General features: G+C 71.0%; 29 protein-coding genes. 16 read left to right on the top strand and 13 right to left on the bottom strand.

All coding sequences use genetic code 11. The features are described 5' to 3' along the window. Positions 1-77 precede the first annotated feature (77 nt). Complete coding sequence (locus tag FH608_RS27640) at positions 78-425, bottom strand: ArsR/SmtB family transcription factor (protein WP_139633544.1); 348 nt, start codon at positions 423-425, stop codon at positions 78-80. An 80-nt stretch (positions 426-505) separates the two neighbouring features. On the opposite strand from FH608_RS27640, the gene FH608_RS27645 reads away from it, so the two are divergent. From FH608_RS27645 to FH608_RS27665, 6 genes are all read left to right on the top strand, one after another. Then, positions 506-1606: a flavin-containing monooxygenase gene (locus FH608_RS27645; protein ID WP_139633545.1), complete on the top strand. Its 1101-nt coding sequence runs from the start codon at positions 506-508 to the stop codon at positions 1604-1606. 109 nt (positions 1607-1715) lie between these two features. After that, positions 1716-1865 carry a hypothetical protein gene (locus FH608_RS51690; RefSeq protein WP_193318653.1) on the top strand — a complete coding sequence of 50 codons (150 nt, stop codon included), beginning with the start codon at positions 1716-1718 and terminating at the stop codon, positions 1863-1865. Positions 1866-1891: 26 nt separating this feature from the next. Further along, positions 1892-3310 carry an FAD-dependent oxidoreductase gene (locus tag FH608_RS27650; protein WP_139633546.1) on the top strand — a complete coding sequence of 473 codons (1419 nt, stop codon included), beginning with the start codon at positions 1892-1894 and terminating at the stop codon, positions 3308-3310. A gap of 13 nt (positions 3311-3323) precedes the next feature. After that, a complete protein-coding gene (locus tag FH608_RS27655) occupies positions 3324-3596 on the top strand; it encodes a hypothetical protein (protein ID WP_139633547.1) in 273 nt (90 codons plus the stop codon). After that, positions 3593-4852, top strand: a complete 1260-nt coding sequence (locus FH608_RS27660; protein WP_139633548.1) for an MFS transporter — start codon at positions 3593-3595, stop codon at positions 4850-4852. Before FH608_RS27655 ends, FH608_RS27660 begins: the two co-directional genes overlap by 4 nt. Beyond that, complete coding sequence (locus FH608_RS27665) at positions 4833-5000, top strand: hypothetical protein (protein WP_193318654.1); 168 nt, start codon at positions 4833-4835, stop codon at positions 4998-5000. The genes FH608_RS27660 and FH608_RS27665 overlap by 20 nt, the downstream gene beginning before the upstream one ends. Before the next feature lie 185 nt (positions 5001-5185). Here FH608_RS27665 and arsB read toward each other — a convergent pair whose 3' ends face one another. The 4 genes from arsB to FH608_RS27690 all read right to left on the bottom strand — a co-directional run bounded on the left by arsB (position 5186) and on the right by FH608_RS27690 (position 7775). Then, positions 5186-6388: an ACR3 family arsenite efflux transporter gene (arsB, locus tag FH608_RS27675; RefSeq protein WP_226899969.1), complete on the bottom strand. Its 1203-nt coding sequence runs from the start codon at positions 6386-6388 to the stop codon at positions 5186-5188. A gap of 10 nt (positions 6389-6398) precedes the next feature. Then, positions 6399-6740, bottom strand: coding sequence for an ArsR/SmtB family transcription factor (locus tag FH608_RS27680; protein WP_139633549.1), 342 nt, complete (start codon positions 6738-6740; stop codon positions 6399-6401). Between the two features lie 127 nt (positions 6741-6867). Continuing rightward, a complete protein-coding gene (locus tag FH608_RS27685; RefSeq protein WP_139633550.1) occupies positions 6868-7455 on the bottom strand; it encodes a hypothetical protein in 588 nt (195 codons plus the stop codon). Continuing rightward, the gene (locus FH608_RS27690; protein ID WP_139633551.1) at positions 7437-7775 is read right to left on the bottom strand and encodes a PadR family transcriptional regulator; all 339 of its coding nucleotides are present in this window, start codon (positions 7773-7775) and stop codon (positions 7437-7439) included. Before FH608_RS27690 ends, FH608_RS27685 begins: the two co-directional genes overlap by 19 nt. Positions 7776-7861: 86 nt before the next feature. Here FH608_RS27690 and FH608_RS27695 point away from each other — a divergent pair, with 86 nt between their 5' ends. Continuing rightward, positions 7862-8350 (top strand): DUF2306 domain-containing protein, encoded by a 489-nt coding sequence (locus FH608_RS27695; RefSeq protein ID WP_139633552.1) that lies wholly within the window; start codon positions 7862-7864, stop codon positions 8348-8350. A gap of 58 nt (positions 8351-8408) precedes the next feature. Here the strand turns inward: FH608_RS27695 and FH608_RS27700 are convergent, their stop codons facing one another. Genes FH608_RS27700 through FH608_RS27710 form a run of 3 tightly spaced genes read right to left on the bottom strand, consistent with a single transcriptional unit; the run spans position 8409 to position 11300 of the window. Next, positions 8409-9623 (bottom strand): aminopeptidase, encoded by a 1215-nt coding sequence (locus FH608_RS27700; protein WP_139633553.1) that lies wholly within the window; start codon positions 9621-9623, stop codon positions 8409-8411. Continuing rightward, a complete protein-coding gene (locus FH608_RS27705) occupies positions 9604-10758 on the bottom strand; it encodes an MFS transporter (RefSeq protein WP_139633554.1) in 1155 nt (384 codons plus the stop codon). The genes FH608_RS27700 and FH608_RS27705 overlap by 20 nt, the downstream gene beginning before the upstream one ends. Beyond that, entirely contained in the window at positions 10755-11300 is a 546-nt protein-coding gene (locus tag FH608_RS27710) for an ArsR/SmtB family transcription factor (protein WP_226899970.1), read from the bottom strand. The genes FH608_RS27705 and FH608_RS27710 overlap by 4 nt, the downstream gene beginning before the upstream one ends. 121 nt (positions 11301-11421) lie before the next feature. On the opposite strand from FH608_RS27710, the gene FH608_RS27715 reads away from it, so the two are divergent. Next, positions 11422-12165, top strand: coding sequence for an MBL fold metallo-hydrolase (locus FH608_RS27715; RefSeq protein WP_139633555.1), 744 nt, complete (start codon positions 11422-11424; stop codon positions 12163-12165). 262 nt (positions 12166-12427) lie between these two features. On the opposite strand, the gene FH608_RS27720 is transcribed toward FH608_RS27715, so the two are convergent. From FH608_RS27720 to FH608_RS27735, 4 genes are read right to left on the bottom strand one after another with little or no spacing between them, the layout of a single operon-like run. Beyond that, positions 12428-13504, bottom strand: a complete 1077-nt coding sequence (locus tag FH608_RS27720) for a LacI family DNA-binding transcriptional regulator (RefSeq protein ID WP_226899971.1) — start codon at positions 13502-13504, stop codon at positions 12428-12430. After that, positions 13489-13953: a hypothetical protein gene (locus tag FH608_RS27725; protein ID WP_139633556.1), complete on the bottom strand. Its 465-nt coding sequence runs from the start codon at positions 13951-13953 to the stop codon at positions 13489-13491. The genes FH608_RS27720 and FH608_RS27725 overlap by 16 nt, the downstream gene beginning before the upstream one ends. Beyond that, entirely contained in the window at positions 13953-14141 is a 189-nt protein-coding gene (locus FH608_RS27730) for a hypothetical protein (protein ID WP_139633557.1), read from the bottom strand. The genes FH608_RS27725 and FH608_RS27730 overlap by 1 nt, the downstream gene beginning before the upstream one ends. Position 14142: 1 nt before the next feature. Next, positions 14143-15084, bottom strand: coding sequence for a hydroxyacid dehydrogenase (locus FH608_RS27735; RefSeq protein WP_226899972.1), 942 nt, complete (start codon positions 15082-15084; stop codon positions 14143-14145). 333 nt (positions 15085-15417) lie between these two features. Here FH608_RS27735 and FH608_RS27740 point away from each other — a divergent pair, with 333 nt between their 5' ends. From FH608_RS27740 to FH608_RS27755, 4 genes are read left to right on the top strand one after another with little or no spacing between them, the layout of a single operon-like run. Further along, positions 15418-15765, top strand: coding sequence for a family 43 glycosylhydrolase (locus tag FH608_RS27740; RefSeq protein WP_317135585.1), 348 nt, complete (start codon positions 15418-15420; stop codon positions 15763-15765). 52 nt (positions 15766-15817) lie between these two features. Next, positions 15818-17134 (top strand): ABC transporter substrate-binding protein, encoded by a 1317-nt coding sequence (locus FH608_RS27745; RefSeq protein WP_139633559.1) that lies wholly within the window; start codon positions 15818-15820, stop codon positions 17132-17134. 57 nt (positions 17135-17191) lie between these two features. Next, on the top strand, positions 17192-18058 hold the full coding sequence (locus FH608_RS27750; protein ID WP_139633560.1) for a carbohydrate ABC transporter permease: 867 nt from the start codon (positions 17192-17194) through the stop codon (positions 18056-18058). A 2-nt stretch (positions 18059-18060) separates the two neighbouring features. Continuing rightward, positions 18061-18951 (top strand): carbohydrate ABC transporter permease, encoded by an 891-nt coding sequence (locus FH608_RS27755; protein ID WP_139633561.1) that lies wholly within the window; start codon positions 18061-18063, stop codon positions 18949-18951. Positions 18952-19042: 91 nt separating this feature from the next. Here FH608_RS27755 and FH608_RS27760 read toward each other — a convergent pair whose 3' ends face one another. Further along, the gene (locus FH608_RS27760; protein ID WP_139633562.1) at positions 19043-20062 is read right to left on the bottom strand and encodes a LacI family DNA-binding transcriptional regulator; all 1020 of its coding nucleotides are present in this window, start codon (positions 20060-20062) and stop codon (positions 19043-19045) included. A gap of 282 nt (positions 20063-20344) precedes the next feature. Between FH608_RS27760 and FH608_RS27765 the strand changes: the two genes are divergently transcribed. The 4 genes from FH608_RS27765 (at position 20345) to FH608_RS27780 (ending at position 25941) form a co-directional block, all read left to right on the top strand. Further along, a complete protein-coding gene (locus tag FH608_RS27765; RefSeq protein ID WP_139633563.1) occupies positions 20345-21667 on the top strand; it encodes an ABC transporter substrate-binding protein in 1323 nt (440 codons plus the stop codon). A 74-nt stretch (positions 21668-21741) separates the two neighbouring features. Then, positions 21742-22677, top strand: a complete 936-nt coding sequence (locus FH608_RS27770; RefSeq protein ID WP_139633564.1) for a carbohydrate ABC transporter permease — start codon at positions 21742-21744, stop codon at positions 22675-22677. A 62-nt stretch (positions 22678-22739) separates the two neighbouring features. Then, positions 22740-23585 carry a carbohydrate ABC transporter permease gene (locus FH608_RS27775; protein ID WP_226899973.1) on the top strand — a complete coding sequence of 282 codons (846 nt, stop codon included), beginning with the start codon at positions 22740-22742 and terminating at the stop codon, positions 23583-23585. 148 nt (positions 23586-23733) lie between these two features. Beyond that, a complete protein-coding gene (locus FH608_RS27780; RefSeq protein WP_226899974.1) occupies positions 23734-25941 on the top strand; it encodes a glycoside hydrolase family 36 protein in 2208 nt (735 codons plus the stop codon). The last annotated feature ends 55 nt before the right edge of the window (positions 25942-25996 follow it).

The raw sequence follows: 25996 nt of genomic DNA on the forward strand, positions 1-25996 counted from the left end.
TGATCGGCTCGGAGGTGTGCTGAAGGAATGCCGACACGTGGCTCGACCTGGCCGGATGATCGATCGGCACCCGCTGGTCAGCAGCAGAATTTCAGGTAGTTCTGCAGGTCGCCGAGGATGCGGGCGACGCTGTTGCGGTCGCCTCGATACAGCACTTCCTTGCCGTCGCGGCGGGAGGTGACGATGCCGCCGCGGCGAAGGAGGGCGAGCTGCTGGGAGGCGGCGGACTGGCTGACGCCGGCGCGTTCGGCGACCTGGTTGACCGACAGCTCGGCGCCTTGGGCGAACAGCAGCATGATCTGCTGGCGTCCGGGGTTGGCCAGGGCCTTGAGGAAGTCCTGGGCGGCCTGCGGCAGCTGCGGTGCGCACGTCGCGCCCGCCGTCGCATCCGCCGGCGCGGCTGGTGAGGTCGTGGTCTGGGCCATGCCTGCTCCCTCCTGTCCACCGCACATTACCCTCATACCAACGTATTGACATATTAGAAAATGACGGTACGTTCTGCGGCATGCCTACCGACAACGACCGCGTCCTGATCGTCGGGGCCGGGCAGTCCGGCCTGGCCGCCGCGCACGCCGCCCTGGAACAGGGGCTGCGGCCCGTGCTGCTGGAGGCCTCCGGCCGGGCGGCCGGGTCGTGGCCGCGCTACTACGACAGCCTCGCCTTGTTCTCACCCGCTCGCTACAGCGGCCTGCCCGGCATGGCGTTCGGCGGCGACCCCGAGCGCTACCCGCGCCGTGACGAGGTGGCCGCCTACCTGGAGCGCTACGCCGCCGCCCTGATCCGGCGCGGCGCCGAGCTGCGCACCGGCGCCCGCGTCGACGCCGTCCGTTCCGCCGGTGAGCCGGGCAAGGGCGGCTTCCTCGTGCGACTGGCCGATGGCGAGGAGCTGGCCGCCCCCGCTCTCATCGCGGCCAGCGGCTCCTTCGACCACCCGCACCGGCCCGCCCTGCCCGGCCTGGACACCTTCGCCGGCCGGGTGCTGCACGTCGCCGGCTACCGTTCGCCGGCTTCGCTGCCCGGTGAGCACGTCATCGTCGTCGGGGCGGGCAACTCGGCGGTCCAGGTCGCGCACGAGCTGGCCTCCGAGCGCCGGGTGACGCTGGCCGGCCGGGCTCCGATCCGCTTCGTCGAGCAGCGTCCGCTGGGGCGGGACCTGCATTTCTGGTTCCGTGTGACCGGGTTCGACCGGCTGCCGCTGGCCCGTGCGGAGACTCCGCCTGCCTCGCCGGTGCTCGATGACGGCCGCTACCGCCGGGCGCTGCGCGAGGGCCGCTACGCCCGCAGGGAGATGTTCGCGCGGCTGGACGGCGAGCACGTCGAGTGGCCCGACGGCGGGCGCGAGCGCGTCGACGCGGTGCTGCTGGCCACCGGCTACCGGCCGAACCTGCCCTACCTCGCCGATGTGGGCGCGCTGACCGCCGGCGGGCGTCCCCGGCAGCGCCGCGGCCTGTCGCTCACCCACGCCGGCCTGGGCTACCTGGGCCTGGAGTGGCAGCGCACTCCTTCCTCCAACACGCTGCGCGGAGTCGGCGCCGACGCGCGGCGCGTGGTGCGGATCCTCGCTCGCCACCTGCGGGGCAGCGGCCGGCGGCAGGTCCATGTCTGACCCGCGGGGCCCTGTCGCCTGTTGAGACGAAGCTCTGATTTGACATCCCTCTAATCAGCGGCGCATGATGGCCACTGCTTAGACAAACTTCTATTCAGGGAAGTGTGGAATGCGCACTCTGTTCACCCGCCGGCGCCGCCCGGCTGCTGGGCCGTCGGGCGTCACCTTCGACGAGGCCACCTCACAGGTGTGCGACCTCGACTGCCGCGCCGATGCCGCCATCGACCGCGCACGCACCTTCGCCCTGCTGTTCCACTAGCCCACCCACCCACCTGGAGAGCCGTCATGAGTGACAGTTGCTGCGGCACCACCGCAATCGAGATCGAGTCGTTCACCACCGCTCAGCACCCCGCCCCCGGGCAGGCCGGCGCGCTGCCGGTGGTCGTGATCGGCGCCGGGCCGGTCGGCCTGGCCGCCGCCGCCCATCTGACCGAGCGCGGCATCGACTTCCTGCTCCTGGAGGCCGGTGACCGGGCCGCCGCCTCGGTCGCGCAGTGGGGACATGTGCGGGTGTTCAGCCCGTGGAAGTACGACATCGACGCGGCCGCCCGCCGCCTGCTCCAGGCCGACGGCTGGTCGGCTCCCGACCCTGACTGGCTGCCGACCGGCGCCGAGCTCATCGACGACTACCTGGCCCCGCTGGCCGAGCTGTTCGGCGACAAGGTGCGCTTGGGCGCGAAGGTGACCGCGATCAGCCGCCTCGGCTACGACCGCGTGCGCACGGCGGGCCGCGAGCAGGCGCCGTTCCTGATCCGCCTGGCCGACGGCAGCGAGGTGCAGGCGCGGGCGATCGTCGACGCCTCGGGCACCTACACCAGCCCGAACGTGCTGGGCGCGAGCGGCCTGCCCGCGCACGGCGAGGGCGAGGTGGTGGTCGACCACGCGCTGCCGGACGTGCTCGGCGCCGACCGCGACCGCTACCAGGGCAGGCACGCGCTGGTCGTCGGGGCCGGGCACTCGGCCGCCACCACCCTGCTCGCGCTGGCCGAGCTGCCGGACACGCCGATCACCTGGGCGATCCGCGGCGGCAGCGCGAGCCGTACGTACGGCGGCGGCGACGCCGACGCGCTCCCGGCCCGCGGCGCGCTCGGCACCCGGCTGCGCGCCCACGTCGAATCCGGCCGCATCAGGTTGCTGACCGGCTTCTTCACCCACCGCGTGACCGCCACGGCGGAAGGCGTCGAGGTCGTCAGCCGTGACCCGGCCGGCCACGAGCAGAGCGTGAGGGTGGACCGCATCGTCAGCGCGACCGGCTACCGCCCCGACCACTCCATCGCCTCCGAACTGCGCCTCGACCTGGACCCGGTGCTCGGCTCCACCCGGCAGATGGCGCCGCTGATCGACCCCAACCAGCACTCCTGCGGCACCGTCCCGCCGCATGGCGCCGACGAGCTCGCCCACCCCGAGCCTGGGTACTACGCGGTGGGTGTCAAGAGCTACGGTCGCGCCCCGACCTTCCTGATGGCCACCGGCTATGAGCAGGTCCGCTCCGTGGTCGCCGCGCTGGCCGGGGACTGGCAGGCCGCTCGCGACGTGCGGCTGGAGCTGCCCGAGACCGGCGTGTGCTCCTCCAACCTGGTCGAGGCCCAGGAGCAGCGGGTCGGCCTGGCCACCGGCATCAGCGGCGGCCTGCTGTCGGCCCCGCTCCCGCTCGTCACCGTGGGCGGCGCCACCTCGGCGGAGTCCGGCGGCTGCTGCGGCTGAAAGGAACGCCCCGATGTCCGACGGATACCCCACGGCCGCCCAGAAAGAGGCGCTGCGCCTCATCTGTGACCACGGGCGGCTGGAGACCGGGCGGCTGGGTCACCAGCTGCTGCAGGCCCGGCGGCCGAGCACCAACCCCGGCTACGCGGCGGCGATCACCCGCATGGCCGGTACGCTCACCTGGCGTCTGCACGCCCAGGGCTTCATCATCGAAACCGCAGACGGCGCATGGGAGACGACCGCGAGCGGACGGGAGCTCATCTCCTGCGCCAGCGAGCACGCGTGAGCGCCACACCCGGCAGCGCCGCCCCCACCATCGGGAGCGGCGCTCCGTCGCGCGACCGGCGAGGCCGGCAGGTGGTGGCCGCGCTGGCCGTCACCCAGACCATCGGCTACGGCGTGCTCTACTACGCCTTCTCCGTTTTCCTCGCCCCGATGGCGCGGGACCTGCGTGCCACCAACGCCCAGATCGCCGCCGCCCTCACCCTGTCCGTCCTGATCGCGGCCCTGTGCGCGCCGCTGGTCGGCCGGTGGCTGGACGCCCACGGCGGCCGCGCTCTGATGACGACCGGGTCGCTATTGGGAACCGCGGCAGTGCTGGCCTGGTCGCGGGTGGAGAGCCTGCCGCAGTTGTACGCCGTGTTCGCGCTCGTCGGCGTCGCCTGCTCGATGGTGCTGTACGAGGCGGCCTTCGCCGTCATCGTCTCCACCTACGCCGGGAACGGGCGCGGCCGGGCGGGCGGGCTGCTGGCGGTCACCATCGTGGCCGGGTTCGCCTCCTCGATCTTCCTGCCGCTCACCGGCCTGCTCGTCGACCGCTACGGCTGGCGTACCGCGCTGGTGATCCTCACTCTGATCTACGGGGTGGCGGCGATCCCGCTGCACGCGTTCGTCGTGCGCCGCCGCACGACGAACGGCGAGGCGCAGGCGTCCGCCGCAGTCGAGCAGCGGGCGGGGATCGTCAAAGCCGCCACCCGCAAACGGCCGTTCTGGCTGCTGGTGATCGCCTTCACCGCCAACGGTGGCGCGGTCGCGGTGATGGCCGTGCTGCTCATCACCTACCTGGTCCGCCTCGGGCACTCGCCCGTCCTGGCCGCCACCCTGGCCGGGCTGCTGGGCGTGCTGTCGGTGACCGGCCGGCTGATCACCACGGGGCTGCAGACCCGGCTGCCCGCCGCCCTCATCGCCGCCGCCATCTTCGCCCTGCAAGGCGTGGCCGCTCTGCTCCTGCCACTGATCGGGCGCAGCGTGCCGGGCGCGATCGGCGCGGTGCTGCTGTTCGGGCTCGGCTTCGGCATCGCCTCCATCACTCTGCCGCACCTGCTGGTCGAACGGTACGGCACCGCCGCCTACGCCTCCCTGGCCGGTCGCATCGCCATGTTCTCCGTCGCCGACAAGGCGCTGGCTCCCCTCGGCGCGGTCGCGCTCGCGCAAGCCGTCGGATATGGCTGGGTGATGGGTGCTGTGGCCGTGGCGTGCGCCGTCTCCGCGTCCGCGCTGGTCACCTACCACCGTTCATCATTTGGATCTGCATCGAATTAAGGAGCTGATCGACGGCGAACGCCGCGGCACCTGGGTCTACTACCGGATCATCCCCGAGGTGGTGAACAAGCTGGGCGCGCTGTTCGCCCCGCTGTCCACGCCCGCCCCGCAACAGGGGCCCGTGGACGTGGAACTCACCACCGTATGACCGATGCGCGGCGGTGCGGGACCAGCTCAACGGAGGTGGGGGGCGAGGTGGCACGGCGCAACCCGGATCTGCTGCTCGTGATGCAGGAGGCGGTCGCCCCCACGGGAGGTGAGGGGGTCCGGGAGATCGCCCGAGGCATCATCTGACGGCGCGCCGCTCTGATCGATGCGGCTACAGCTGGATGATCAGCTTTTCGATCCGGGAGCGGATGTCGTCACGGATCTTGCGGACGGTCTCGATGTCCTGCCCGGCGGGGTCGTCGAGTTTCCAGTCCTCGTACCGCTTGCCCGGGAAGATCGGGCAGACATCCCCGCAGCCCATGGTGATGACCACATCCGAGGCCTCGACCGCGTCAATGGTGAGGACCCCTCGATGAGCGGGCCGACCACGCCGGCCAGGGCCTGGCCGGAGGTGATGCCGAAGACGCCGACCGCGACCGCGATGGCCAGCTCGAAGTTGTTGCCGGCGGCGGTGAAGGCGAGCGTGGTGGTCTTGTCGTACGGCAGGCCGATCGCCTTGCCGGCGGCGAAGCCGCCGCCCCACATGAGGGCGAAGTAGGCGAGCAGCGGCAGCGCGATGCGGGCCACGTCGCCGGGCCGGGAGGTGATGGTGTGGCCTTGCAGGGCGAACAGGATGACGATGGTGAACAGCAGCCCGTAGAGGGCGATCGGACCGACGCGGGGCAGGAAGCGCTGCTCGTACCAGTAGCGGCCACGGGCGCGTTCACCCAGCTTGCGCGAGGCGTAACCGGCGGCCAGCGGGACGCCCAGGAAGACCAGCACGTAGAAAGCGATGTCCCAGGCCGACACCGCCAGAGCCGACTCCGGCAGGCCGAGCCATCCGGGCAGCACCCGCAGGTAGAACCAGCCCAGCGCGCCGAAGGCGATCACCTGGAAGACGGAGTTGACCGCGACCAGGACGGCGGCGGCTTCCCGGTTTCCGCAGGCCAGGTCGTTCCAGATGAGCACCATGGCGATGCAGCGCGCGAGCCCGACGATGATCAGGCCGGTGCGGTACTCGGGCAGGTCGGGCAGGAACATCCACGCCAGGGCGAACATGACGGCCGGGCCGAGCACCCAGTTGAGCAGCAGCGGGGAGATCAGCAGGCGGCGGTCGCCGGTGACGGTGCCCAGGCGGTCGTAGCGGACCTTGGCCAGCACCGGGTACATCATCAGCAGCAGGCCGAGTGCGATCGGCAGCGAGACCCCGCCGATCTTCACCGCCTCCAGTGCCGTGTTCAGGCCGGGCACCAGCCGGCCGAGCAGCAGCCCGGCCGCCATCGCCGCGACGATCCATACGGGCAGGAACCGGTCGAGGACCGGCAGGGCGCCGATCACACCGGGCGCGGGCACGGCGGCCCGGGCGGCCGAGGGTGGCGAGGATGTCATGATCCTCTCTTCAGGCGGTGGCGGGTACGGTGAGCAGGGCCGACAGGTCGCCGAGGGTTTCGGGGACGAGGCGGTAGTACACCCAGGAGGCGCGCCGCTCGCTGGTGAGCAGGCCGACGTCCTTGAGCACCTTCAGGTGGTGGCTGATGGTCGGCTGGGACAGCTCGAAGGCGCCGGTGATGTCGCACGCGCACACCTCGCCACCGGCGTGGCTGGCCACGATCGACACGATTTGCAGCCGTACCGGATCACCCAGCGCCTTGAACGCCCGCGCCACCGCGGCGGCCCGCTCGGCGTCCAGCGGCTCGCGGGCCGGCGGGGGACTGCACTCCAAGATCTCCAAGATCTCCAACCCGACCCCTCCCACTTGGACACTTATCTAATCGAGGCATATCTATATTGATGCACATCTATGGGGCTCGGCAGTGGGGACGCTGAGCTTGGCCGGCAGCAGGTACCCGCGCCGCTCGAGCTCGTGGTCAATACAGCTGGGCCGCCGATGCGGCGGGCAGGGTTCGCCCGACGGCGAGGACGCGGAGCAGGCTGGCCGGGATGGCGATGGCCATCGGCCACGTCAACGTCGGCGCGAGGGTGAGCACGGCGATCATCATCACGAGGTCGAGCAGGATGAGCCCGATCGCGGCGCTGGTCACGGCTCTGCGCATCCGGCGGTAGTTGCGGGTGGTCAACGCCGAGAAGGCGAGCATGATTGCCGCGCTCAGGAGTGCGACACCGTAAAGGATCTTGGCTGGTGCGGGCAGCGGCCAGTCCCACGCGTGCCCCGAGAGCAGCGCCGCCGCCCAGACAGCGGCCATGATCGGGCCGGTGGCGAGCAGCGCCAGGGTCATGCGCCGCCACGGCGAAGCGCGTACGAACGCCGCCGTGATCATCTCGGCGTCACCGAACTGGGCGATCGCGGCCCGTGCGGCCACCTCGGAATCCCCGTGGCAGCGCAGGTGATGCTCGTAGGATTCCTGCAGCCCGTCGGCCAGTTCCTCGACCGCTTGGGCGGGCAGCCGGGCGGCCAGGACGGCGAGCTGGGCGGAGATCAGCTCGTGGCCGGCCATGGCCGTGTCCCCAGCGCCGCCGTGATCGCGATGGCGAACTCCTGCCAGCCGGTGCGTTCACGGCTGAGCGCGGTACGGCCGGCGGCGGTGAGCTCATAGCTGCGGCGGCGCCGCCCGCCGACGACCGACCAGCTGCCGGCGATGAGCCCGGCGCGCTCCAGCCGGTGCAGGGCCGGATAGATGGTGCCGGTGGGCAGGTCGATGCGGCCTTCGGTGGTATCGCGCAGCGCTTCCTTGACCGCGTAACCGTGCCGGGGGCGCTCTTCCAGAGCGGCCAGCAGGAGCCCGTCGAGGTGTCCTTTGAGCGCTTCGGCTCTCATAGGTAGTAACGCTATATCGGGCCTTCCCGCACGGCAACGGCCGATGTAGCGTCCCTATAGGTAGCAACGCAACCTATAGGAGCGTCGTGGACGTCCTCGGCATCCCGATCCCGGACGCCGGACCGGTCTTCCTGGTCGCGCTGAGCCTCCATGTCGTGGCCGGTCTGGCCTGCGTGAGCTGCGGAGTCGTGGCGATGCTCACGCGCAGGACCGGTGCCAGGCACCGGCGTTACGGCCGGGCCTACCTCTGGGGGCTGGCGGTCGTCTTCGCCACGATGAGTGTGATGTCGGCGATCCGGTGGCGGGAGAACGCCCACCTGTTCGTTCTGGGCGTGCTGGCCGTCGCGGCCGCGTGCATCGGATACCTCGACCGGCGCGGGCGACAGCGCGATCGGGTGCACATCGCCGCCATGGGGGTGTCGTACGTCGTGCTGCTGACCGCGTTCTACGTCGACAACGGCCCGTACCTGCCGCTCTGGGAGCACCTGCCGGCCTGGACCTTCTGGGTGCTCCCCGCCCTGGCCGGGTTCCCGCTCATCGTCCGTGCCATCAGAACGAGGAAGCACCCATCGTGATCACCAAGCCGGCGGCCGCGGCAGGGGCTCCGGCCACTTCGACAACTGTGGCAGCGTGTCAGAACTCCCAGGCGTCGTTGCGCAGGAGCACCACCTTCCCGCCGGGCCCCAGCCCGGTGACCGTGACGTCCGGGCCGCCGACCATGAAGTCGACGTGCACGCGCGAGGTGTTCACGCCCGCCGCGTCCAGCCGTGCGGGATCGTCCGTGCGCAGGTGGGCGGGCACGCCCGGAGGCAGCCCGGCGCCCCAGGCCAGGTGGCAGGTGGCGTTCTCATCCAGAAGGGTCTCCAGGTAGGTGACGCCGCTTTCGCCCACCCGCGAGGAACGGTCGACCAGAGCGAGCTCGCCCAGCCGGGCAGCTCCCGCGTCGGTGGCCTGGTGCGCGCGTACGACGTCGGCTCCGGCGCTCGCCCTGACACCGGTCACGACGCCATCGGCGAAGGTCAGCTCCAGGTCGCGGATGACGGTGCCGTCGAGGGACAGCGGCCGGGTGGCGCGGACCGTGCCGTCGACGCGCCGGTAGTCGGGGGTGGTGAACACCTCCTCGGTCGGCAGGTTGGCCTGGAACGGGCGGCCCTTGACGTCCTCCAGGCGGGCGGCGGTCCAGTGGGCGTCCGGGAGCAGGCCGATGGTCAGGTCGGTGCCGGGGCCCTCGAACCGCACGGCGTCCAGGCGCATCTCGGTGAGCCGCCGAGCGCGATCGAGCAGTTCGGCGATGCGCTGCCGCCACGCCGCGCGCGGATCGGGCTCGTCGAGACGGAGGATGCGGCGCAGGTGCCGCCACAGCCTGGCCTGGTCGGGTTCGCCGAAGACGGCACGGGCCCACTCGGGGGTGGCGTAGGGGACGATCGTCCAGCGGACCAGGTTGTTGAGCTGGAGCCGCTGCCGTGAGGTCAGCGACGGCATGCGGTCCAGTCCGACGCGTGCCGGATCCAGCCCGGCCAGGAGGTCGGGGGTGGCGGCGCCGCGGATGTTGACGAGGACGCCGCCGTGCCGTCCCAGCTCGTCGTTGCGGGCGTCGAGCCACGAGGGCACCTCGGCCAGGCTCGCGGTGTCGGCGTGCCGGAGGCGGGATCGTTTGGCGTACGGGTCGAAGTACCAGATGTCGGCGTAGCGGGCGCCTCTGGCGTAGGCGGCCTCGGCCAGGGCGCGAGCGAGCGGGGCGTGCTCGATCTCGGCGTTGATCAGCACCCGGTCGTCCGCCAGCAGGGGCACGGCCACGTCGAACACGACGTCGGCATAGCCGGACAGGTCAGCGGGGGGAATGGTCAAGGGGGGCTCCTTCGTGTTCGTTGTGGCGTATGGGCAGGAACAGCAGCGCTCCGGCGGCGGACACGGCGCCCGCGAGGGCGAAGCCGCCGGCCAGGCCGAACCGGTCGGCGAGGGCGCCGAGGGCCAGCGCGGCGCTGAGGAATCCGACGTCGAAGAAGGCCGTCGTGGTGGCGACGGCGGATCCGCGCTCGCCGGCGGGCAGGCCGTGCACCGCCATCCTGAGGAAGGCGGGCAGCCCGAGGCCCTGCCCGGCGCCGATCAGCGCGATCGCGGCCCATGTTCCGGCCGGCGAGGGCCAGGCGGCGAGCAGGATCGATCCCGTCCCGGTCAGCAGGAGGGAGGCGACGGCCAGGCGCGCCGGGGCGGCCGTGGCGAGCAGGCGATGTCCGGCCAGCCGGACGGCGACGAGGACGCCGCCGTAGACCAGGAAATGGAGGCCGCCGGCGCCGCCGCCGAGCGCGGCGAGGTGCAGCGGCAGGAAGGCGCTGATGGCGGTGTAGCCCCACACGGAGGCCAGGTAGCCGAAGCCGGGTCGTAGAGCGGACGCGTGGTACAGCCGGGTCCGCCCGGTTCCCTGATCCGGGATCGCGCTCTCCGTGCCTGGGCCCATGGTCTTCGGCAGGGTGAGGCCGAGCGCCGCCGATCCCAGTGCCGCGGCCGCGGCCGTGATCCAGACGGCGGCGAACCCGGACGCGGCGTACAGCGTCTCGGCGATGACGGGCCCCGTGAGCAGGCCGGCGTTGACGGCGACGGAGAAGTGGTTGATCGCCGCGCCGGGCCGCCGGTGGTCGCTGGCCAGAGTGGCGAGGCCGACGTAGGCCAGCGCCTCACCGACGCCGGCGACGCCGCGCAGGACGAAGAAGAGCGGTAACTGTCCGGCGGCGAGCAGCGCGAGGGACGTGCCGGACAGCAGCAGCGCGCCCGCGCACAGGGCCGTGCGGCGTCCGGCCCTGTCGGCCACCCGTCCGGCCAGCGGGCGGGCGAGCACGCCGGCCGCCGCGGTGACGGCCAGCGAGATGCCCACCATGCCCGCCTGCTGGTCCAGCGGGCCGGTGAGGTATCGCGGAACCGCCGGGATGAGCAGCCCGATCGACAGGAACGCGCCGGCCGTGCAGACGAGCAGGCGGCCGATCACCGTTCGTCACGCAGTTCGAGCAGGAGCGCGGTCATGCTGACCTTGACGCCGTCGTGCGGTGGCCCGGCCTTGTCGTGCAGGAGTGCCACGGCCTGGTCGATCAGGCCGACGATCTCCTCCCAGACGGGCCTGGCCAGCCATACCTCGGCGTCCATGGACGTGCGCTGGCGATCGGTCTCGGCCAGGCGCCTGGCCAGGTCGGTGCTCATCGCCTGGTGGAGGAGTTGCCGTCCCTCGGACCGGTCGAGGCGCTGTCCGCTGGACGGGTCGTACCGGTAGCGCAGTTGCGGGCGGCCCTTGCCCGCCCGCGGTCGCTCGTCCGTCTGGCGCTCGTCCGGCTGCTGCTCGTCCGTCTGCTGGAGGAAGCCCGCTCTGGCCAGCTGGCGCAGGTGGTAGCTGGCCGAGGCGTGCGCGATGCCGAGTTCGTCGGCGACCTCGGTGGCCGACATCGACGCGCCGGTGAGCAGCGACACGATGCGGATTCGCAGCGGGTTGGCGAGGGCGCGCAGGGGAACAAGGTCATCCCGATTTTCCAAAGACACCTTGGGATAATAAGGTGTCCAACAACCATGGGGAAAGGGGTGGCTCTGTGATGCGTCCCAGCGCCTCGCGGCGGACCGCGACTTCGTGTCGGCCGCCGAAACGATCCGTTAGGGGTCACGGATGCTGCTGACGATCCTTGGCGGATGCGGTGCGTGGCCGGCGGCGGGCCAGGCCTGCAGCGGTTACCTCGTGGAGCACGACGGGTTCAGGCTGCTCGTCGACCTGGGATACGCGACGGTGCCGCGGCTGCTGGAACGGGTCGGCGCCGATCGGATCGATGCGGTGTTCATCAGCCACGGACATCCCGACCACTGCGCCGACCTGAGCCCGCTGCTGCGGGCGCGCACCATGCGTGATGACCCGCCGGCGCCGTTGCCGGTGTACTCGCTGCCAGGCGCCCTGGAGGCGGTGCTCGCGCTCGACCGCCCAGGGCTGCTGGCCGACGCCTATGTCCTGCACGAGCTCACCGCCGGCGGCAGATTCGACATCGGCCCGTTCCGCGCGCAGACTCGTCTGCTGCCGCACTCGGTGCCCAATGCCGGCGTACGGCTGACAGCGGGCGGACGGGTGCTCGCGTACACCGGCGACAGCGGCCCGAGCCCCGACAGGGTGGAACTGGCGCGTGGCGCTGACCTGCTCCTGGCCGAGGCCACCTATGTGGACCGGGTGCCGGAGGACTCCCGGCGTTACCTGGCGAGCGCCCGTCAGGCAGGCCGGCAGGCCCTGGAAGCCGATGCCCGGCACCTGCTACTGACGCACCTGCAGCCGGGCACGGACACCCGAGCCGCGCTGGCCGCCGCCGGGGCCGGATACGACGGCGAGATCGGCATCGCCACGTCCGGTCTCGTCTTCGACCTTTCGTGATCGCCACGTCCGGTCTCGTCTTCGACCTTTCGTGAGCCGAGGTTTCAGGGATCGGAGAACGTTCACCGGACGCGGGCGTGAAGAGGACTCCACCCTGTGGGTGCCCGAAACTCGGCCGCCGGGGTTGACCTGAGGTTCGGCGTCGTCGGCGGTTGTTCGTGACGCCGGGCAGGCTGCTGCGCCGGCACGCCGATCTGACACGGCGGCGCTGGACCCTTGGCCCACTCCATTCGGAACTGTTCACGCCAAGGTGAAGGTCACATCACCTTGAACGGGCGGGCGGGCGTACGGAGTCGCGGACGACGATGTGGGTGCCGAGGACGACGTGCTGGCGCTCGTGCCGGTTGAGAGCCAGCCGTACCGCCGTACGGCCCAGTTCCTCGGTGGGGATGCGCACCGTGGTCAGGCCGGGAGACAGGTCCGCGGCGAAGGGGATGTCGTCGTAGCCGGCGAGGGACACGTCGTCGGGCACGCGCAACCCCGCTTCCCGCAGTGCGGCCAGCACGCCGATGGCCACCATGTCGGTCGCGGCGAACACCGCGGTGAACTCGGCGCCCAGCGCCAGCAACCGGCGGGCGGCGTCGTAGCCGTCGTTGCGGTCGAACCCGGCGGGGACGACCAGATCGGGGTCGAACGGCACGCCGAACGCTTGGTGCGCGCGGACGAACCCACGGCCGCGGTCGGCTTTGGTGGTGCTCAGGTCGTCGGCGGAGGCCCCGATCAGGGCAATGCGGCGGTGGCCCTGCGACAGCAGATGGCTGGTCATGGCGTAGGCACCGCCCTCGTTGTCGTACTCGACGACGGTTGTCGGCACGTCGGCGCCCAGCGGCGGACGGCCGCACAGGACCAGCCGTGATCCGGCCTTGTCGAGGGCATGGGCGAAGTGCGTCATCCGCTCCACGTAGGCGTCGTCGAGCGAGCCGCCGCCGACCAGGATGACCGCGTCGGCGCGCTGCTCGCGCATGGCCTCCACGACAGCCAGCTCGCGGGCCGGATCGCCGTGGGTGGTGCACACCATGCACAGCCGCCCCTCGGTCGTGGCCTGCTGTTCGACGCCCTTGGCGACGTAGGCGAAGGACGGTCCTGTGACATCGTCGAGCACGAACGCCACCATCTGGGTGCTCGCTCCTGACAGGGCCCGCGCGTGCACGTTGAGCACGTAGTCGAGCTCGCGCATCGCGCGCAGGACCCGCGTGCGGGTCGCCTGGGCCACCGGGTAGTCGCCCTTGATGACGCGCGAGACCGTGGTGGCCGACACGCCGGCTCGGGCGGCGACGTCGCGGACGGTGACACGCTCGTCGCCGGTGTTCGGGCCCTTGGGGCTCAGGTTTCGCGACAAGGCCGGCCTTCCACGGTCTTCGACGGGCGGAGCAGTGCTGCTGATCGGGGTTCGCGCGACCGGACGTGAATGGCTCCGGCCTCCCAGCGGACCTGCGCCGCCTCCGGCGGCACCAGCGGGGTGAGATCATGACCCGCCGGCCAGGGCAGGTCGATCATGTCCGAGGGGGAGCCCCTGCGCCATACCGCGAGGTACGCGACCTCACCGCAGTCTACGGCCAGCGCGATCTGCCCCGCATCCCGGCGCGGCAGACCCGGAGGCCATCGGGGTACGTCCCGGGCCAGGTCGCTCCGGTAACCCTTGTGGATGCCCGCCGCCCGCGCGACCAGGGCCGATCGCCCGGGATCGAGCGGGTCGAGGCAGCTGTCGAGGTGGATGCGGCCGAGCACGGCGTTGGTGGGTACGCTGCCGATCAGCGGGCGGAGCCGTTCGGTGGTGGGATCTCCCATCAGGTGGTGAGATCTCCCATCAGGCGGTCATGAAGTCGTTGAAGATCACTGGCAGCGTGTCGTCGTCCCGAAGCGGCCTCCGGGCAGCCCGGCGCGTCCGGCGCCTGCTCATGGTCGGTGGCCGGCGCCTGCTCATGGTCGGCGGCCAGGGCGAAGGCCGCGGAATCGCCTGCAGCACGGATCTCCATGTCAGGCCACCCGGTCGAGATCGTCGTGCGCCACCTGATGGGCGAGCGGGAGGCCGCCGGCCAGCCGCTCCAGCTCGTCGAGCACGACGCCTCCCATCCGGGACAGCTCGTTGCCGTGAGAGCCGGCGATGTGCGGCGTCAGGAACGCGTTCGGCAGGTCGAACAGGGGCGAGTCGGGCGGCAGCGGCTCGGGCTCCGTCACGTCGAGCACGGCGGAGAGTCTTCCGGACCGCAGCTCCTTCACCAGCGCGCCGGTGTCCACCAGCGATCCTCTGGCGGTGTTGATCAGGACCGCGCCGTCCGGCATCAGAGCCAGCCGCCGGGCGTCCAGCAGGTGCCTGGTCTCGTCGGTGGCGGGCGCGTGCAGGCTGACGATGTCGCAGGTCCTCAGCAGGTGCTCGAGCTCCACCTGCGGGACGCCTTCGACCTTCGTGTACGGGTCGTACACGCACACGTCAAGGTCGTGCGCCGCGAGCAGTTCGATGACCCGGCGCCCGATGCGGGAGGCGCCGACGATGCCCACCCGCCTGCCGTAGTTGCCCACGGCCGGCCAGATCCTGCCCAGCGTGAAGGTCCGCTCCCGCAGGTAGCGGTCGCGTAGTCCGAACACCCCCTTGCCGGCCAGGAGGATGGCCGAGACGGAGTACTCGGCCACCGGGACGGCGTTGGCGTCGGCGGCCGAGGAGATGAGCACATTCCGCTCCAGCAGGGCGGGCGTGACCAGGCTTTTCACCGAGCCCGCCGCGTGCAGGACAGCCCGCAGCCTCGGCGCGGCCGACAGCAGGGCCTCGTCGAGCGGCGGGCAGCCCCAGCCGGTGATGAGGACGTCCACGCCGGGGAGCACCTGGGCCGGTCGCGGGTCGTCGAAGCGTTCGGCGACCAGGGACACATCGATGTCGGCGATCCTCCGCAGCCGCTGGATGAGCGGCGCTGGAAAGAGCATCGCAAGGTGTTCCGCGCGCATGGCGAAGAGCACCTTGGGGCGGGATGGCACAGGCGTGACCTCCGGACGAAGCAACAGGATAGAAACCGGTACCTACGGTAGGAGCGGCACCCGAGACCGGTCAACTGGACGCCAACAAGGAGGTCTCAGCAGTACAAGGCGTCGTATGTAACTTATACGTAACGTGTCCTTGTGGTCGGCGTCTCCTCCGTCGTAGCGTTCGCAGCGATCGGTTTCTATGACGGGAGGCAGAATGAGACGGACGGCTACACCGGCTGCCGCGCCTCTGACGTCCGCGCCGGCCTGCTGCGGCATGCTCACGAGGTCCAGGGGATGATCCGCGATCCGGTCCTGCCCGGCTTCCATCCGGACCCGTCCGTCCTGCGGGTCGGCGACGGCTACCACCTGGCCACCTCGACCTTCGAGTGGTACCCCGGCGTACGCGTGCACCACTCGTGCGACCTGGTCCACTGGCGTCCCCTGGGCGGCATCCTCACCGAGCGCCGGCTGCTCGACCTGTCGGGCGTGCCCGACTCGGGCGGCGTCTGGGCGCCCGACCTCACCTACGCGAACGGCCTGTTCCACCGCTTCACCGCCGCGTTCGTCGGCCTCTGGGTGCAGGACCTGGCCGGCGAAGGCTGCCAGGCCACCTTCCACGACATCGCCTACCCGGCGCTGTGATGTTCGCGCTCACAAACCCCCTCGAAGAACCAACCCCCCGAGGAGAAACGCAATGAAAAGTCTGCGATGGCTCGCCCTGGCCGGGGTCCTCTCCCTGGCCGCGTGCGGTGGTGACCCCGCGGCGTCGTCCCCACCGGTCGGGCAGGCGGCGACGGGGCCGGTCACGCTGGACTACTGGACCGACAAGCAGGGCGCGGAGGCCGCGGTCGCCGCCTTCAACGCCGCTCATCAGGACGTGCAGCTCAACTACGTCAAGGTCCCCGCCGCCGACCTGGTCAAGAACCTGCGCAACGCGCACAAGGCCGGCGACAATGCGACGATGCCGTGCGTCGTGCAGACCGACAACCGCAACGGCGGCCAGCTCCTGGCCGAGGGCGTGATCAAGGACATCACCCAGGACGTGAAGGGTGGCGCCGCCAGGTTCTCCGCGGGCGCGGTCGAGGAGCTCACCCTGGCCGGGATCACCTACGGCGTACCGGACAAGCGGGACCCGCTGTTCAGCATGTACTACAAGCCGATCTTCGACAAGCGCGGGCTGAAGTACCCCACGACGTGGGAGGAGCTCATCGAGATCGGCAACAAGCACCTGAAGAAGGACGGCATCGCCGTCTTCAACCTGGCCGGCGAGGACCCCTCGACCCTGATGGGCCTGGCCTGGCAGGCCGGCGCCCGCTGGTACACGGTGCAGGGCGACGCCTGGAAGATCGACTTCACCGACGAGGCGTCGAAGTGGTCGGCCGGCATCATGCAGCAGCTGCTCGACGACGACCTGGTCGAGAAGATCTCCTACGCCGAGTACGCGGCCATGATGCAGCAGTACGACCAGGGGAAGATCGCCATGCGGCAGGTGTCCACCTGGCAGCTCGCCGGCCACCAGCGCAACATGAAGGACTCGCTCGGCAAATGGGAGGCGGGCCCGAACCTGCTGGTCAAGGGCCAGAGCGAGCCCGTCTCGGCCGCCGACACGGGCGCGCTGTCGGTGCCGTCGCTGTGCAAGGACCCCGCCAAGGCGGCGCAGGCCGCGATCTGGCTGGCCACCGAGAGCGCTCCGGTCGCGGCCATGGCCGACCCGGTGGCCGGCTCCGGCTGGTACCCGGCCGTCGCCGACCCCGCCCCGTACCTGGACGCCGTGGTGCCCAAGCAGCTGTGGGGCGAGCATGCCGAGGCGGGCAAGAAGATCATCGCCGACTCGGACAACTTCGCCTCGGGCTGGATCTACGGGCCCAACTCCACCGCCATGTACGAGGAACTGGCCGACAAGTGGGGCAAGGCCATGAACGGCGAGATGAAGGTCGAGGACGTGCTGACCCACATGCAGCAGTGGACGGTCGCCGACCTGAAGCAGAAGGGCATCAAGGTCGTCGAGTGATCGCCGCGCGGGAGGCCGGGAACGGGCCTCCCGCGCGCCTGATGAGGGAACCCGCACATGTCTACTGTCACGCAACGCAAGGGCGCGGCCTTCTCCGCGCCGTTCTTCATCGGCTTCGCCTGCCTGTTCGTCATTCCGCTGCTGTACGCCGTCTACCAGAGCCTGTTCACCATGCGCAGCTCCGGGCTCGGCATCGGGCCCCGCCAGGAGGTCTTCACCGGGTTCGGCAACTTCGCCCGCGGCCTGTCCGACTCCACCTTCTGGGCGGCCGTGGCCCGGGTGAGCGCCTTCGCGGTGGTGCAGATCCCCGTCATGCTCGCGCTGTCACTCGCCATGGCGCTGCTGCTGGACTCCGTCACCAAGCGGGTGGCGCACCGCTACCGGCTGGCGTTCCTGGTGCCGTACATGATCCCCGGCATCGTCGCGGCGCTCATGTGGATGTACATCTACAGCCCCCGCCTCGGCCCGCTCACCGACCTGACCGGGATCGACTTCTTCGCTTCCGAGCTGGTCTGGGTGTCCATGGGCAACCTGCTCACCTGGGTGGGCGCCGGCTTCAACATGCTCATCGTCTACGGCGCGTTGCAGGCGGTGCCGCGCGAGATCTTCGAGGCCGCCCGCATGGACGGCGCCTCCGAGCTGCGCATCGCGCTGTCCATCAAGATCCCGTACGTGCGGAGCGCGCTCGTGCTGACCGGCATGTTGTCGATCATCCACACTCTGCAGATCTTCAACGAGCCGCTGCTGTTCCGCAACGTCGTGCCCGAGGTCGTCACCAAGGACTTCACCCCGATCATGATGATCTACTACGAGGCGTTCGACAGCAACGACTACAACTACGCCGCCGCCCTGTCGATCATCCTGGCCGTCATCGTCGGCGTCATCTCCATGCTCTTCTACCGCGTCACGAACAGGGCCCAGTAACCATGAGCGCAGTCGCATCGGTACGCACGCTGGACGGGCTGCCCGTCGGCGCCACCCAGTCACGCACCTCGCAGGCGCTCGTCCTGGGCGGCCTCGGCCTGTTCGCGCTCTACTCGATCGCGCCCGTCTGGTGGCTGATCGTCTCGGCCACCAAGTCCCAGTCCGACATGCTCTACACCAACGGTCTGTGGTTCGGCGAGTTCAACCTGGTCCGTAACCTGGAACAGGTCTTCACCTACGGCGACGGCATCTTCGTGCGCTGGGTGCTCAACTCCTTCCTGTACGCCGGCGGAGGAGCCGCCGTGTGCACGCTCATCTCGCTGGCCGCCGGCTACTCGCTGTCCCGCTTCACCTTTCGCGGCCGCGGCACGGGGCTGGCCCTGGTGATCGGCTCGTTCCTGATCCCCAGCGCCATGCTGACCATGCCGCTCTACCTGCTGTTCGCCAAGCTCGGCCTGGTCGACACGGTGTGGGCGGTGCTGCTGCCCGCCTTCATCAGCCCGTTCTCCGTCTACCTGGCCAAGGTGTACGTCGACGGCGCCGTACCTCCCGAACTGCTGGAGGCCGCCAGGGTGGACGGGGCGGGCGAGCTGCGGATCTTCTTCCAGATCGTCACCCGGCTGATGAAGACCGGCGCGGCCACCGTGTTCCTGCTCGCCTTCGTCGGCAACTGGAACGGCTTCTACCTGCCGCTCACCATGCTGCGCGGTGAGGACAAGTGGCCGCTCAGCCTCGGCCTGTACGCGTGGAACCTGCAGCGCACCGAGGCCGAGACCGACCTGACCGCCCTCGTGCTCACCGGATCCCTGCTCGCCATCATTCCGCTCGCCGTCTTCATGATCGCGATGCGCCGCTACTGGCAGTCGGGCGTCACCCTGGGCAGTCTGAAGTGACCTCGAAGCGAGGCGGTGCCGGATGCGCGCTGATCGTGCGGTGGCCGGGCCCGGGCACCGGCCGGCAGGCAGCGGGTTGTGGATCGTCGCATCACTCTCGGGGCGGAGCGGTCGACTCCCGCACCACGAGCTGGGGCACCACGACGCTCGGGGTCTCGGCCAGGTCGCCGTCGAGGAGCTGTCCGAGAATGGTGAAGGCCCGCTCGCCGAGGTCCTCGAAGTCCTGATCGACGGTGGTGAGCGACGGCTGCCACATGGCGACCAGCGGCTGGTCGTCGAACCCGATGACAGAGATGTCACGGGGCACGCGCACCCCGCGGTCGGTCAGTGCGCGCATGAGGCCGATGGCGATCTCGTCGTTGCCGCACAGGACGGCGGTCACGTCGTCGCGGCCGGCGATCCGCTCGCCCCAGCGGAATCCGGAGGCGGCGTCCCACTCGGCGTTCATCACCGGGGGGACGGGGATCCCCGCGTCGGCCAGGGCGGCGCGCCAGCCGTCGGTGCGCCCGGAGTGCTTGCCCGCGGTCGGGCCCGCGATGTGGTGGACGGTCCGGTGCCCGAGCCGGAGCAGGTACTCGGTGGCCTTCCGCGCGGCCGTGCGCTCGTCGATGAGCGCGGCGGGGACTCCGCCGGTCCGGCGCGAGCCGCCGCCCGCCACGACCACGGGGAGCCCGTCGGGGAGCATGCGGCGGGCGTTGATCCCGGCGCGATCGAACTCCAGGACGATCGCCCCGGCGGTCGGCTGGGCGAGCGCGAGATCGACGGCGCGCTTGACGTCGTCGTCCTCTCCGGACTCCACGACGGTGATCGTCACCGACATCCCCGCCTTGCGGGCCGCGGTCTCGATGCCCTGGAGGGTACGCGCGTAGCCGTAGTTGGCGGTCGCTCCGGCGAGCACCGAGACGAGGGTGCGCCGGCCGGAGCGCATCGAGCGCGCGGCGCCGTTCGGACGGTAGCCGAGCTGCTCGATCGCCTCGTGGACGCGGCCGGCGAGCTCGGGAGCGACGTACCTGGTCCCGTTGAGGACACGCGAGACGGTCGGCACCGACACCCCGGCCGCGCGCGCGACATCGGCCAGAACCGGCGCGCGGTACCCCTTCTGCCTGGTCATGCACCGAGGATATGCGCTGCACCCGCCGGATCATCGTTTTCCCCTCCGAGTGCGACAGCCGATCCGCCGGGGACAGCGGGTCGAAGATGGGCCCTTGTCATGACCTGTGGCGTGTGTAGGATAACGATATCCCGAGCAGGCTCAGAGGTGAGCCGGTTGGTGCGGGATCTCAGAACGATCCCTCGCCGGAGCGCCCGGTGAGGTGTCCACGCCTGGTGATAACGATTTCCCGACGCGAGGATCCGGGAAGCCGTGCACAGGCCGTCCCGAAAGTGAGAGCCGATGAGGATCGACCGCACCCGCTGGGTGACGACAGGGGTCGCCGCCGTGGCGACCGTGGTCCTGACCGCCTGCTCCGGCGGCGGGACGGCCACGAATCCCGAGCCGGAAGGCCCGGTGACCATCGAGGTCTGGGGATGGAACGCGGAGACCGGCCGGCAGATCGCCGAGGCGTTCAACGCCGCGCAGGGCGAGGTGAAGGTCACATACGTGCTGCAGGCCAGCAACACCGCCACGCAGACCAACTTCCAGAACGCGTTCGCGGCCGGCTCCGGCGTCCCGTGCCTCGTGCAGGGCTTCGGGCCGCTGACGACGATGGTGGTCAACGGCTGGGCGCAGGACATCACCAAGGCCGTGAAGCCGTCCGAGAGCCTGTACAGCAAGGGGGCTCTGGCAGCGGCCCAGGTCAACGGCAGCTACTACGGCGTGCCGTCCGGCTCGGACGGGCAGTTCCTGATCTACAACACGGCCACGTTCAAGAAGGCCGGGCTCGAGGTCCCCACGACCTGGGAGGAGTTCGTCGAGACCGGCAAGGCGCTCAAGAAGCAGGGCGTCGACATCGCCAACCTGGCCGGCGAGGACCCCAGCACGCTGATGAACCTCGCCCAGCAGGCCGGCGCCGAGTGGTTCGCGATCGACGGTGACAGGTGGGTGGTGAACTTCCTCGACGAGGGCACCCTCAAGGCCGCCCGCATCATGCAGGAGCTCGCCGACAACGACCTGGTGTCCAACCAGACCTACCAGGACAAGCCCGCGCTGTACACCTACTTCGACTCCGGGAACATGGCCTCGACCACCACCCAGTGGTGGTCCCTCGGCGGCTACCAGACGAACATGAAGAAGTCCGCCGGCGACTGGGCGGCGACGGCGATCCCGCAGTTCGAGGGCGCCGCCCAGCCCGTCACCCCGGGTCGCACGCAGCCGGCGTTCGTGCCCGTGGGCTGCGAGAACCCCGAAGCGGTGATGACGTACGTCGACTGGCTGGCGTCCAAGGAGGGCATCGAGGCCGGCCGGAACAAGGAGACCGGCGCCGTCGGCTTCCCGACCCAGATCCCCGATCCGTCAGCGTACGTGGCCGATGTCGTCCCGGACGGCTTCTTCGCCGACGAGGCCCAGGCCGCCAAGGTGATCGTGGACGCCCAGGCGCACGTCATCGGCAAGTTCGAGCTGGGCCCGGACTACGACGCGTGGTTCCCCGAGCTGCAGGACCAGTGGGGCAAGGCCGTGGCCGGTGAGCAGACCTTCGAGGAGGCGCTGCGGGCGGTGCAGAAGTTCGTCGCCGCAGACCTGGACGGCAAGGGCATCTCCTACACGCTCGGCAGCTGACCGGCGTGACACGCCGCGAGGGGAGGACACCGATGCCGACGACCACGTCAGCCGGACCAGGGGCTGGTCGTGCGATGGGAAAGGGCGCCGCAGGCTCCCCTCGCACGCCCCGTCTGCGGCGCCGGCGCACCGTGCAGGCGCTGAAGGGCGCGTCCCTGACGTTCCCGTTCCTGGTGGGCTTCGCCCTGTTCGTCATGGTGCCCGTGGTCATGGCGCTGCGCGAGAGCGTGTTCGCGACCAGGTCCACAGGCGGCCTCGGGTTCGGCGGGCAGACCGTGACGTTCGTCGGCCTGGACAACTTCGCCAAGGGATTCCAGGACCCCGTCTTCTGGGGCGGCATGCTGCGCGTCCTCGTGTACGCCCTCGTCGCCGTGCCGCTGACCCAGCTGCTGAGTCTGGCGTGCGCGCTGCTGCTCGACGCCGCCCGCAGACGGACCGCGGCACGGTTCCGCGTCGTGCTCCTCCTGCCGTACATGGTTCCCGGGATCATCGCGACGCTGATCTGGCTGTTCCAGTACAGCCCCGCCGTCGGGCCTCTGAGCGACTTGTTCCGGATCTTCGGGCTGGAGCTGAACTTCTACTCCGGTGACCTCGTCTGGGTCTCGATCGGCAACATGGCCCTGTGGGGAGCGCTCGGCTTCAACATGCTCATCCTGAACGGGGCGCTGCAGTCCGTCCCCCACGAGATCTTCGAGGCGGCGCGGCTGGACGGCGCCGGCGAGCTGCGCATCGCGGTGTCGATCAAGGTGCCGTTCGTCCGCGGCTCGCTGGTGCTGACGAGCCTGCTGTCGATCATCGGCACCCTCCAGCTGTTCAACGAGCCGCTGCTGTTCCGTGCGGTGACACCGGAGACGATCACCAAGGACTTCACCCCCGCGATGATGATCTACAACCAGGCGTTCCAGGTGGGCGACCTCAACTACGCCACCGCCCTGTCGGTGATCCTCGCCGTCGTCGTCGGCGTCGCCTCGGCGGTCATCTACCGCTCGACCAGCCGGGGGCAGGCGTGAGAACCGTGACCGCCACGAAGAGGGGCCAAGCCGGCCGGCGAGGGCGTGCTCAGGAGACGAGCGTGGCCGAGGCGCGGGGAACCTCGCGCTGGGTCGTCCTGACCGTGCTGGTCCTGCTCGCCATGTACGCCGTCGTCCCGCTGTGGTGGCTGCTGGTCGCGGCGACCAAGAGCCGGTCGGACCTGTACTCGACGAGCGGGCTCTGGTTCGCCGACTTCAACCTGTGGCAGAACCTCGGCGCGCTCTTCACCTACCAGGACGGCATCTTCACGCGCTGGCTGTGGAACACCGTGGTCTACGCCGGCCTCGGATCGTCCGGCCTGACCGTCGTCGCGCTGGCCGCCGGATACGGGCTGGCCAAGTACTCCTACCGCGGGCGCGGGTTCACGATGGGCCTGATCATAGGCTCGTTCCTGATCCCGGGATCGCTGCTGATCGTGCCCACCTTCCTCCTCTTCAGCAGGATCGGCCTGTACGACACGATCTGGGCGATGATCCTGCCGGGCATGTTCGGCTCGTTCTCCGTCTACCTCGCCAAGGTCTATGCCGAGGGCGCGGTGCCGAGCGAGCTCATGGACGCCGCGCGCATCGACGGCGCCGGCGAGTACCGGATCTTCCTGTCCATCGGCGCGCGGCTGATGTCCACCGCCGCCGCCACGATCTTCCTGCTCCATTTCGTCGCGTCGTGGAACACGTTCATGTGGCCGCTGGTGTTCCTCAAGGGCGCCGAGAAGTGGCCCGTGATGCTGGGCCTGTACTCCTGGCTCCAGCGCGGCACCGACAGCCAGTACGACCTGACCGGGCTGGTCATCACCGCGTCGCTGGTCTCCACCGTCCCGATGGTGCTGCTGATGATCTCCATGCAGCGCTACTGGCGCTCGGGCCTGACCATCGGCTCCCTCAAGTGACCGCCGCCGGCGCCACCCTGCCACCACAACTCTCCGGAGGTTCCATGCCCACGCCTTCGCACGCCCCGCGGGGCATCGTCGCGCCCGGGCGGCCGTGGGGTGAGTGGCGCGACGAGTGGACGATCGCCCCGGTCACCGGAGCGGTCGCGTGACCGTCACGCTGCCCGGGCTGCCCGAGGAGGACGAGCGGCACCTCGAGTGGGGCAACGACGTCCTCCGGATCGTGATCGCCCACGGGCCCGGCACCGCCCCCAGGCTCGTGGCCCTCTGGCATGCCGCCGAACGCGAGCCGGACCTGCCGGCGTTGCGTCGTTCGGCGCTGCCGGTGCTGGAGACGTCGGTCCTGGGCGAGGGCCGGTCCGGGACGTCCGGCAAGCGGCACGTCGACGGCGCCGCCGCCCAGCGGCTGCGCCTCACCGGCCACCGCGAGCGGCGCGACGGCGACCGCGCGTGCCTGGAGCTCGACCTCGCCGAGGACGGGGCCGGGCTGCGCGCCCGCGTCACGTACGAGGTGTACGACGGCGTGCCGGTCGTGCGGTCGTCGGCGACGGTCACCGCGGTCCGCCCGGCGGTCCTCGACCACGCGACCACCGGCGTGCTCTCGGGCCTCGGCCATGGCGCCCGCTGGGAGGAGGAGCTCCTGCTCTGGGCGGCGGCCAACCCCTGGAGCGGCGAGTTCCGCTGGCACCGCGCCACGCTCGCCGAGCGTGGGCTGATCGACGTCGGCATGGTGCGCCACGGCCAGGTCGGGTCCAAGAACCGCGTCAGCCTGACCTCCACCGGCGCCTGGTCCACGTCCGAGCACCTCGCCCAGGGCATCGTCGAGGACACCCGCACAGGACGGATGCTCGCCTGGCAGGTCGAGACCAACGGCGCCTGGCACGCCGAGCTCGGCGACCGGTACGACGACGTCTACCTGCTCGCCACCGGACCGACCGCCCTGGAGCACCAGTGGGCCGGCGCCGTCGGACCCGGAGCGCGGGTGCGGACCGTGCCGGTCAGCCTCGCCGTCGTGCCCGGGCAGCCGGACGGGCACGAGACCACCCTCGGCGCGGTCGCCGCCGCCCTGACCGCGCACCGCCGGCGCACCCGCCGTCCGCACCCCGACCACGGCCGGCTGCCCGTGGTCTACAACGACTTCCTGAACGGCCTGATGTCCGACCCGACGACCGAGCGGGTCCTGCCCCTGGTCGAGGCCGCCGCCGACCTGGGCGCCGAATACTACGTCATGGACGCCGGCTGGTACGACGACGAGCTCGGCGGCTGGTGGGACTCCGTCGGCGCCTGGGAGCCCTCCGTCACCCGGTTCCCCGGTGGTGGGCTCGGCGCCGTGCTCGACCGGATTCGCGACCTGGGCATGAAGCCGGGACTGTGGCTCGAGCCCGAGGTCGTCGGCGTGCGCAGCCCGGTCGCCCGGAGCCTGCCCGCCGGGGCCTTCTTCCAGCGGCGCGGGCACCGGGTCACCGAGTGGGGCCGCCACCAGCTCGACCTGCGCCACCCGGCGGCCCGCGCGCACCTGGACGCGGTCGTCGACCGCCTCGTGGGAGGGTTCGGCCTGGCGTACCTCAAGCTCGACTACAACGTCGACATCGGCCCGGGGACCGACGCCGGGCGCGGCGAGCCCCCGGGCAACGGGCTGCTCGGCCACGACCGCGCCCTGCTCGACTGGGTCGGCGCGGTCATGGACCGGCACCCGGGCCTGGTCGTCGAGGGCTGCGCCGCCGGGGGCTCACGCACCGACGCCGCGACCGGGGCCGTGTTCCCGGTCCAGTCGCTGACCGACCAGCAGGACTTCCGGCTCACACCCCCGATCGCGGCCGCCGCGCCCCTGGCGATCCCGCCCGAGCAGGCCGGCGTGTGGGCGTCCCTCGACGGGACGATGACGCTTGAGGAGACGGCGTTCTCCCTGGTGACCGCCCTGCTCTCGCGGGTCCATCTGGCCGGGCGGATCGACACCCTGCGCCCCGGGCAGCAGGCCGCCGTCCGCGAGGCGCTGGCCGTCCACCGCGCCGTCCGCCACGCCGCCGCGAGATCCATGCCCGTGTGGCCCCTCGGCCTGCCCCGCTGGCGCGACCCGTGGGTCGCCCTCGGCGCACGCGACGGCGGCGACCTGTACCTGGCGGTCTGGCGCCGTGCCGACGACGGGGGCCGCGGGACACGGGGCGGCGACAGCGTGCGCCTGCGGCTCCCCGGGATGGTCGCCGCCGGGGGAGTGCAGGTCCTGTACCCCACGTGGGGCGGTGAGTCCGTCGCGGTCGTCGGCGGCGGCACCGCGGTCGAGGCCAAGCTGCCGGCGCCGCTGTCCGCCCGGCTGCTGCGCGTCCAGGTCGCCGACCGGCCGGGCCCGTCGTCATGAAGGTGACCGAGCCCCTCATCCCCAGGCCGGCAGCATCCTACGAGAGAGGAGACCC

It is taken from the genome of Nonomuraea phyllanthi (assembly GCF_006334985.2).
GTDB classification, from domain to species: domain Bacteria; phylum Actinomycetota; class Actinomycetes; order Streptosporangiales; family Streptosporangiaceae; genus Nonomuraea; species Nonomuraea phyllanthi.

Bases quoted from the DNA above. Each gene is read 5' to 3' on its own strand.
- FH608_RS27640 (WP_139633544.1), bottom strand. From the start codon at position 425: ATGGCCCAGACCACGACCTCACCAGCCGCGCCGGCGGATGCGACGGCG.
- FH608_RS27645 (WP_139633545.1), top strand. From the start codon at position 506: ATGCCTACCGACAACGACCGCGTCCTGATCGTCGGGGCCGGGCAGTCC.
- FH608_RS51690 (WP_193318653.1), top strand. From the start codon at position 1,716: ATGCGCACTCTGTTCACCCGCCGGCGCCGCCCGGCTGCTGGGCCGTCG.
- FH608_RS27650 (WP_139633546.1), top strand. From the start codon at position 1,892: ATGAGTGACAGTTGCTGCGGCACCACCGCAATCGAGATCGAGTCGTTC.
- FH608_RS27655 (WP_139633547.1), top strand. From the start codon at position 3,324: ATGTCCGACGGATACCCCACGGCCGCCCAGAAAGAGGCGCTGCGCCTC.
- arsB (WP_226899969.1), bottom strand. From the start codon at position 6,388: ATGACATCCTCGCCACCCTCGGCCGCCCGGGCCGCCGTGCCCGCGCCC.
- FH608_RS27685 (WP_139633550.1), bottom strand. From the start codon at position 7,455: ATGGCCGGCCACGAGCTGATCTCCGCCCAGCTCGCCGTCCTGGCCGCC.
- FH608_RS27690 (WP_139633551.1), bottom strand. From the start codon at position 7,775: ATGAGAGCCGAAGCGCTCAAAGGACACCTCGACGGGCTCCTGCTGGCC.
- FH608_RS27715 (WP_139633555.1), top strand. From the start codon at position 11,422: ATGCTGCTGACGATCCTTGGCGGATGCGGTGCGTGGCCGGCGGCGGGC.
- FH608_RS27725 (WP_139633556.1), bottom strand. From the start codon at position 13,953: ATGGGAGATCCCACCACCGAACGGCTCCGCCCGCTGATCGGCAGCGTA.
- FH608_RS27730 (WP_139633557.1), bottom strand. From the start codon at position 14,141: ATGGAGATCCGTGCTGCAGGCGATTCCGCGGCCTTCGCCCTGGCCGCC.
- FH608_RS27735 (WP_226899972.1), bottom strand. From the start codon at position 15,084: ATGCTCTTTCCAGCGCCGCTCATCCAGCGGCTGCGGAGGATCGCCGAC.
- FH608_RS27740 (WP_317135585.1), top strand. From the start codon at position 15,418: ATGATCCGCGATCCGGTCCTGCCCGGCTTCCATCCGGACCCGTCCGTC.
- FH608_RS27745 (WP_139633559.1), top strand. From the start codon at position 15,818: ATGAAAAGTCTGCGATGGCTCGCCCTGGCCGGGGTCCTCTCCCTGGCC.
- FH608_RS27750 (WP_139633560.1), top strand. From the start codon at position 17,192: ATGTCTACTGTCACGCAACGCAAGGGCGCGGCCTTCTCCGCGCCGTTC.
- FH608_RS27755 (WP_139633561.1), top strand. From the start codon at position 18,061: ATGAGCGCAGTCGCATCGGTACGCACGCTGGACGGGCTGCCCGTCGGC.
- FH608_RS27760 (WP_139633562.1), bottom strand. From the start codon at position 20,062: ATGACCAGGCAGAAGGGGTACCGCGCGCCGGTTCTGGCCGATGTCGCG.
- FH608_RS27765 (WP_139633563.1), top strand. From the start codon at position 20,345: ATGAGGATCGACCGCACCCGCTGGGTGACGACAGGGGTCGCCGCCGTG.
- FH608_RS27770 (WP_139633564.1), top strand. From the start codon at position 21,742: ATGGGAAAGGGCGCCGCAGGCTCCCCTCGCACGCCCCGTCTGCGGCGC.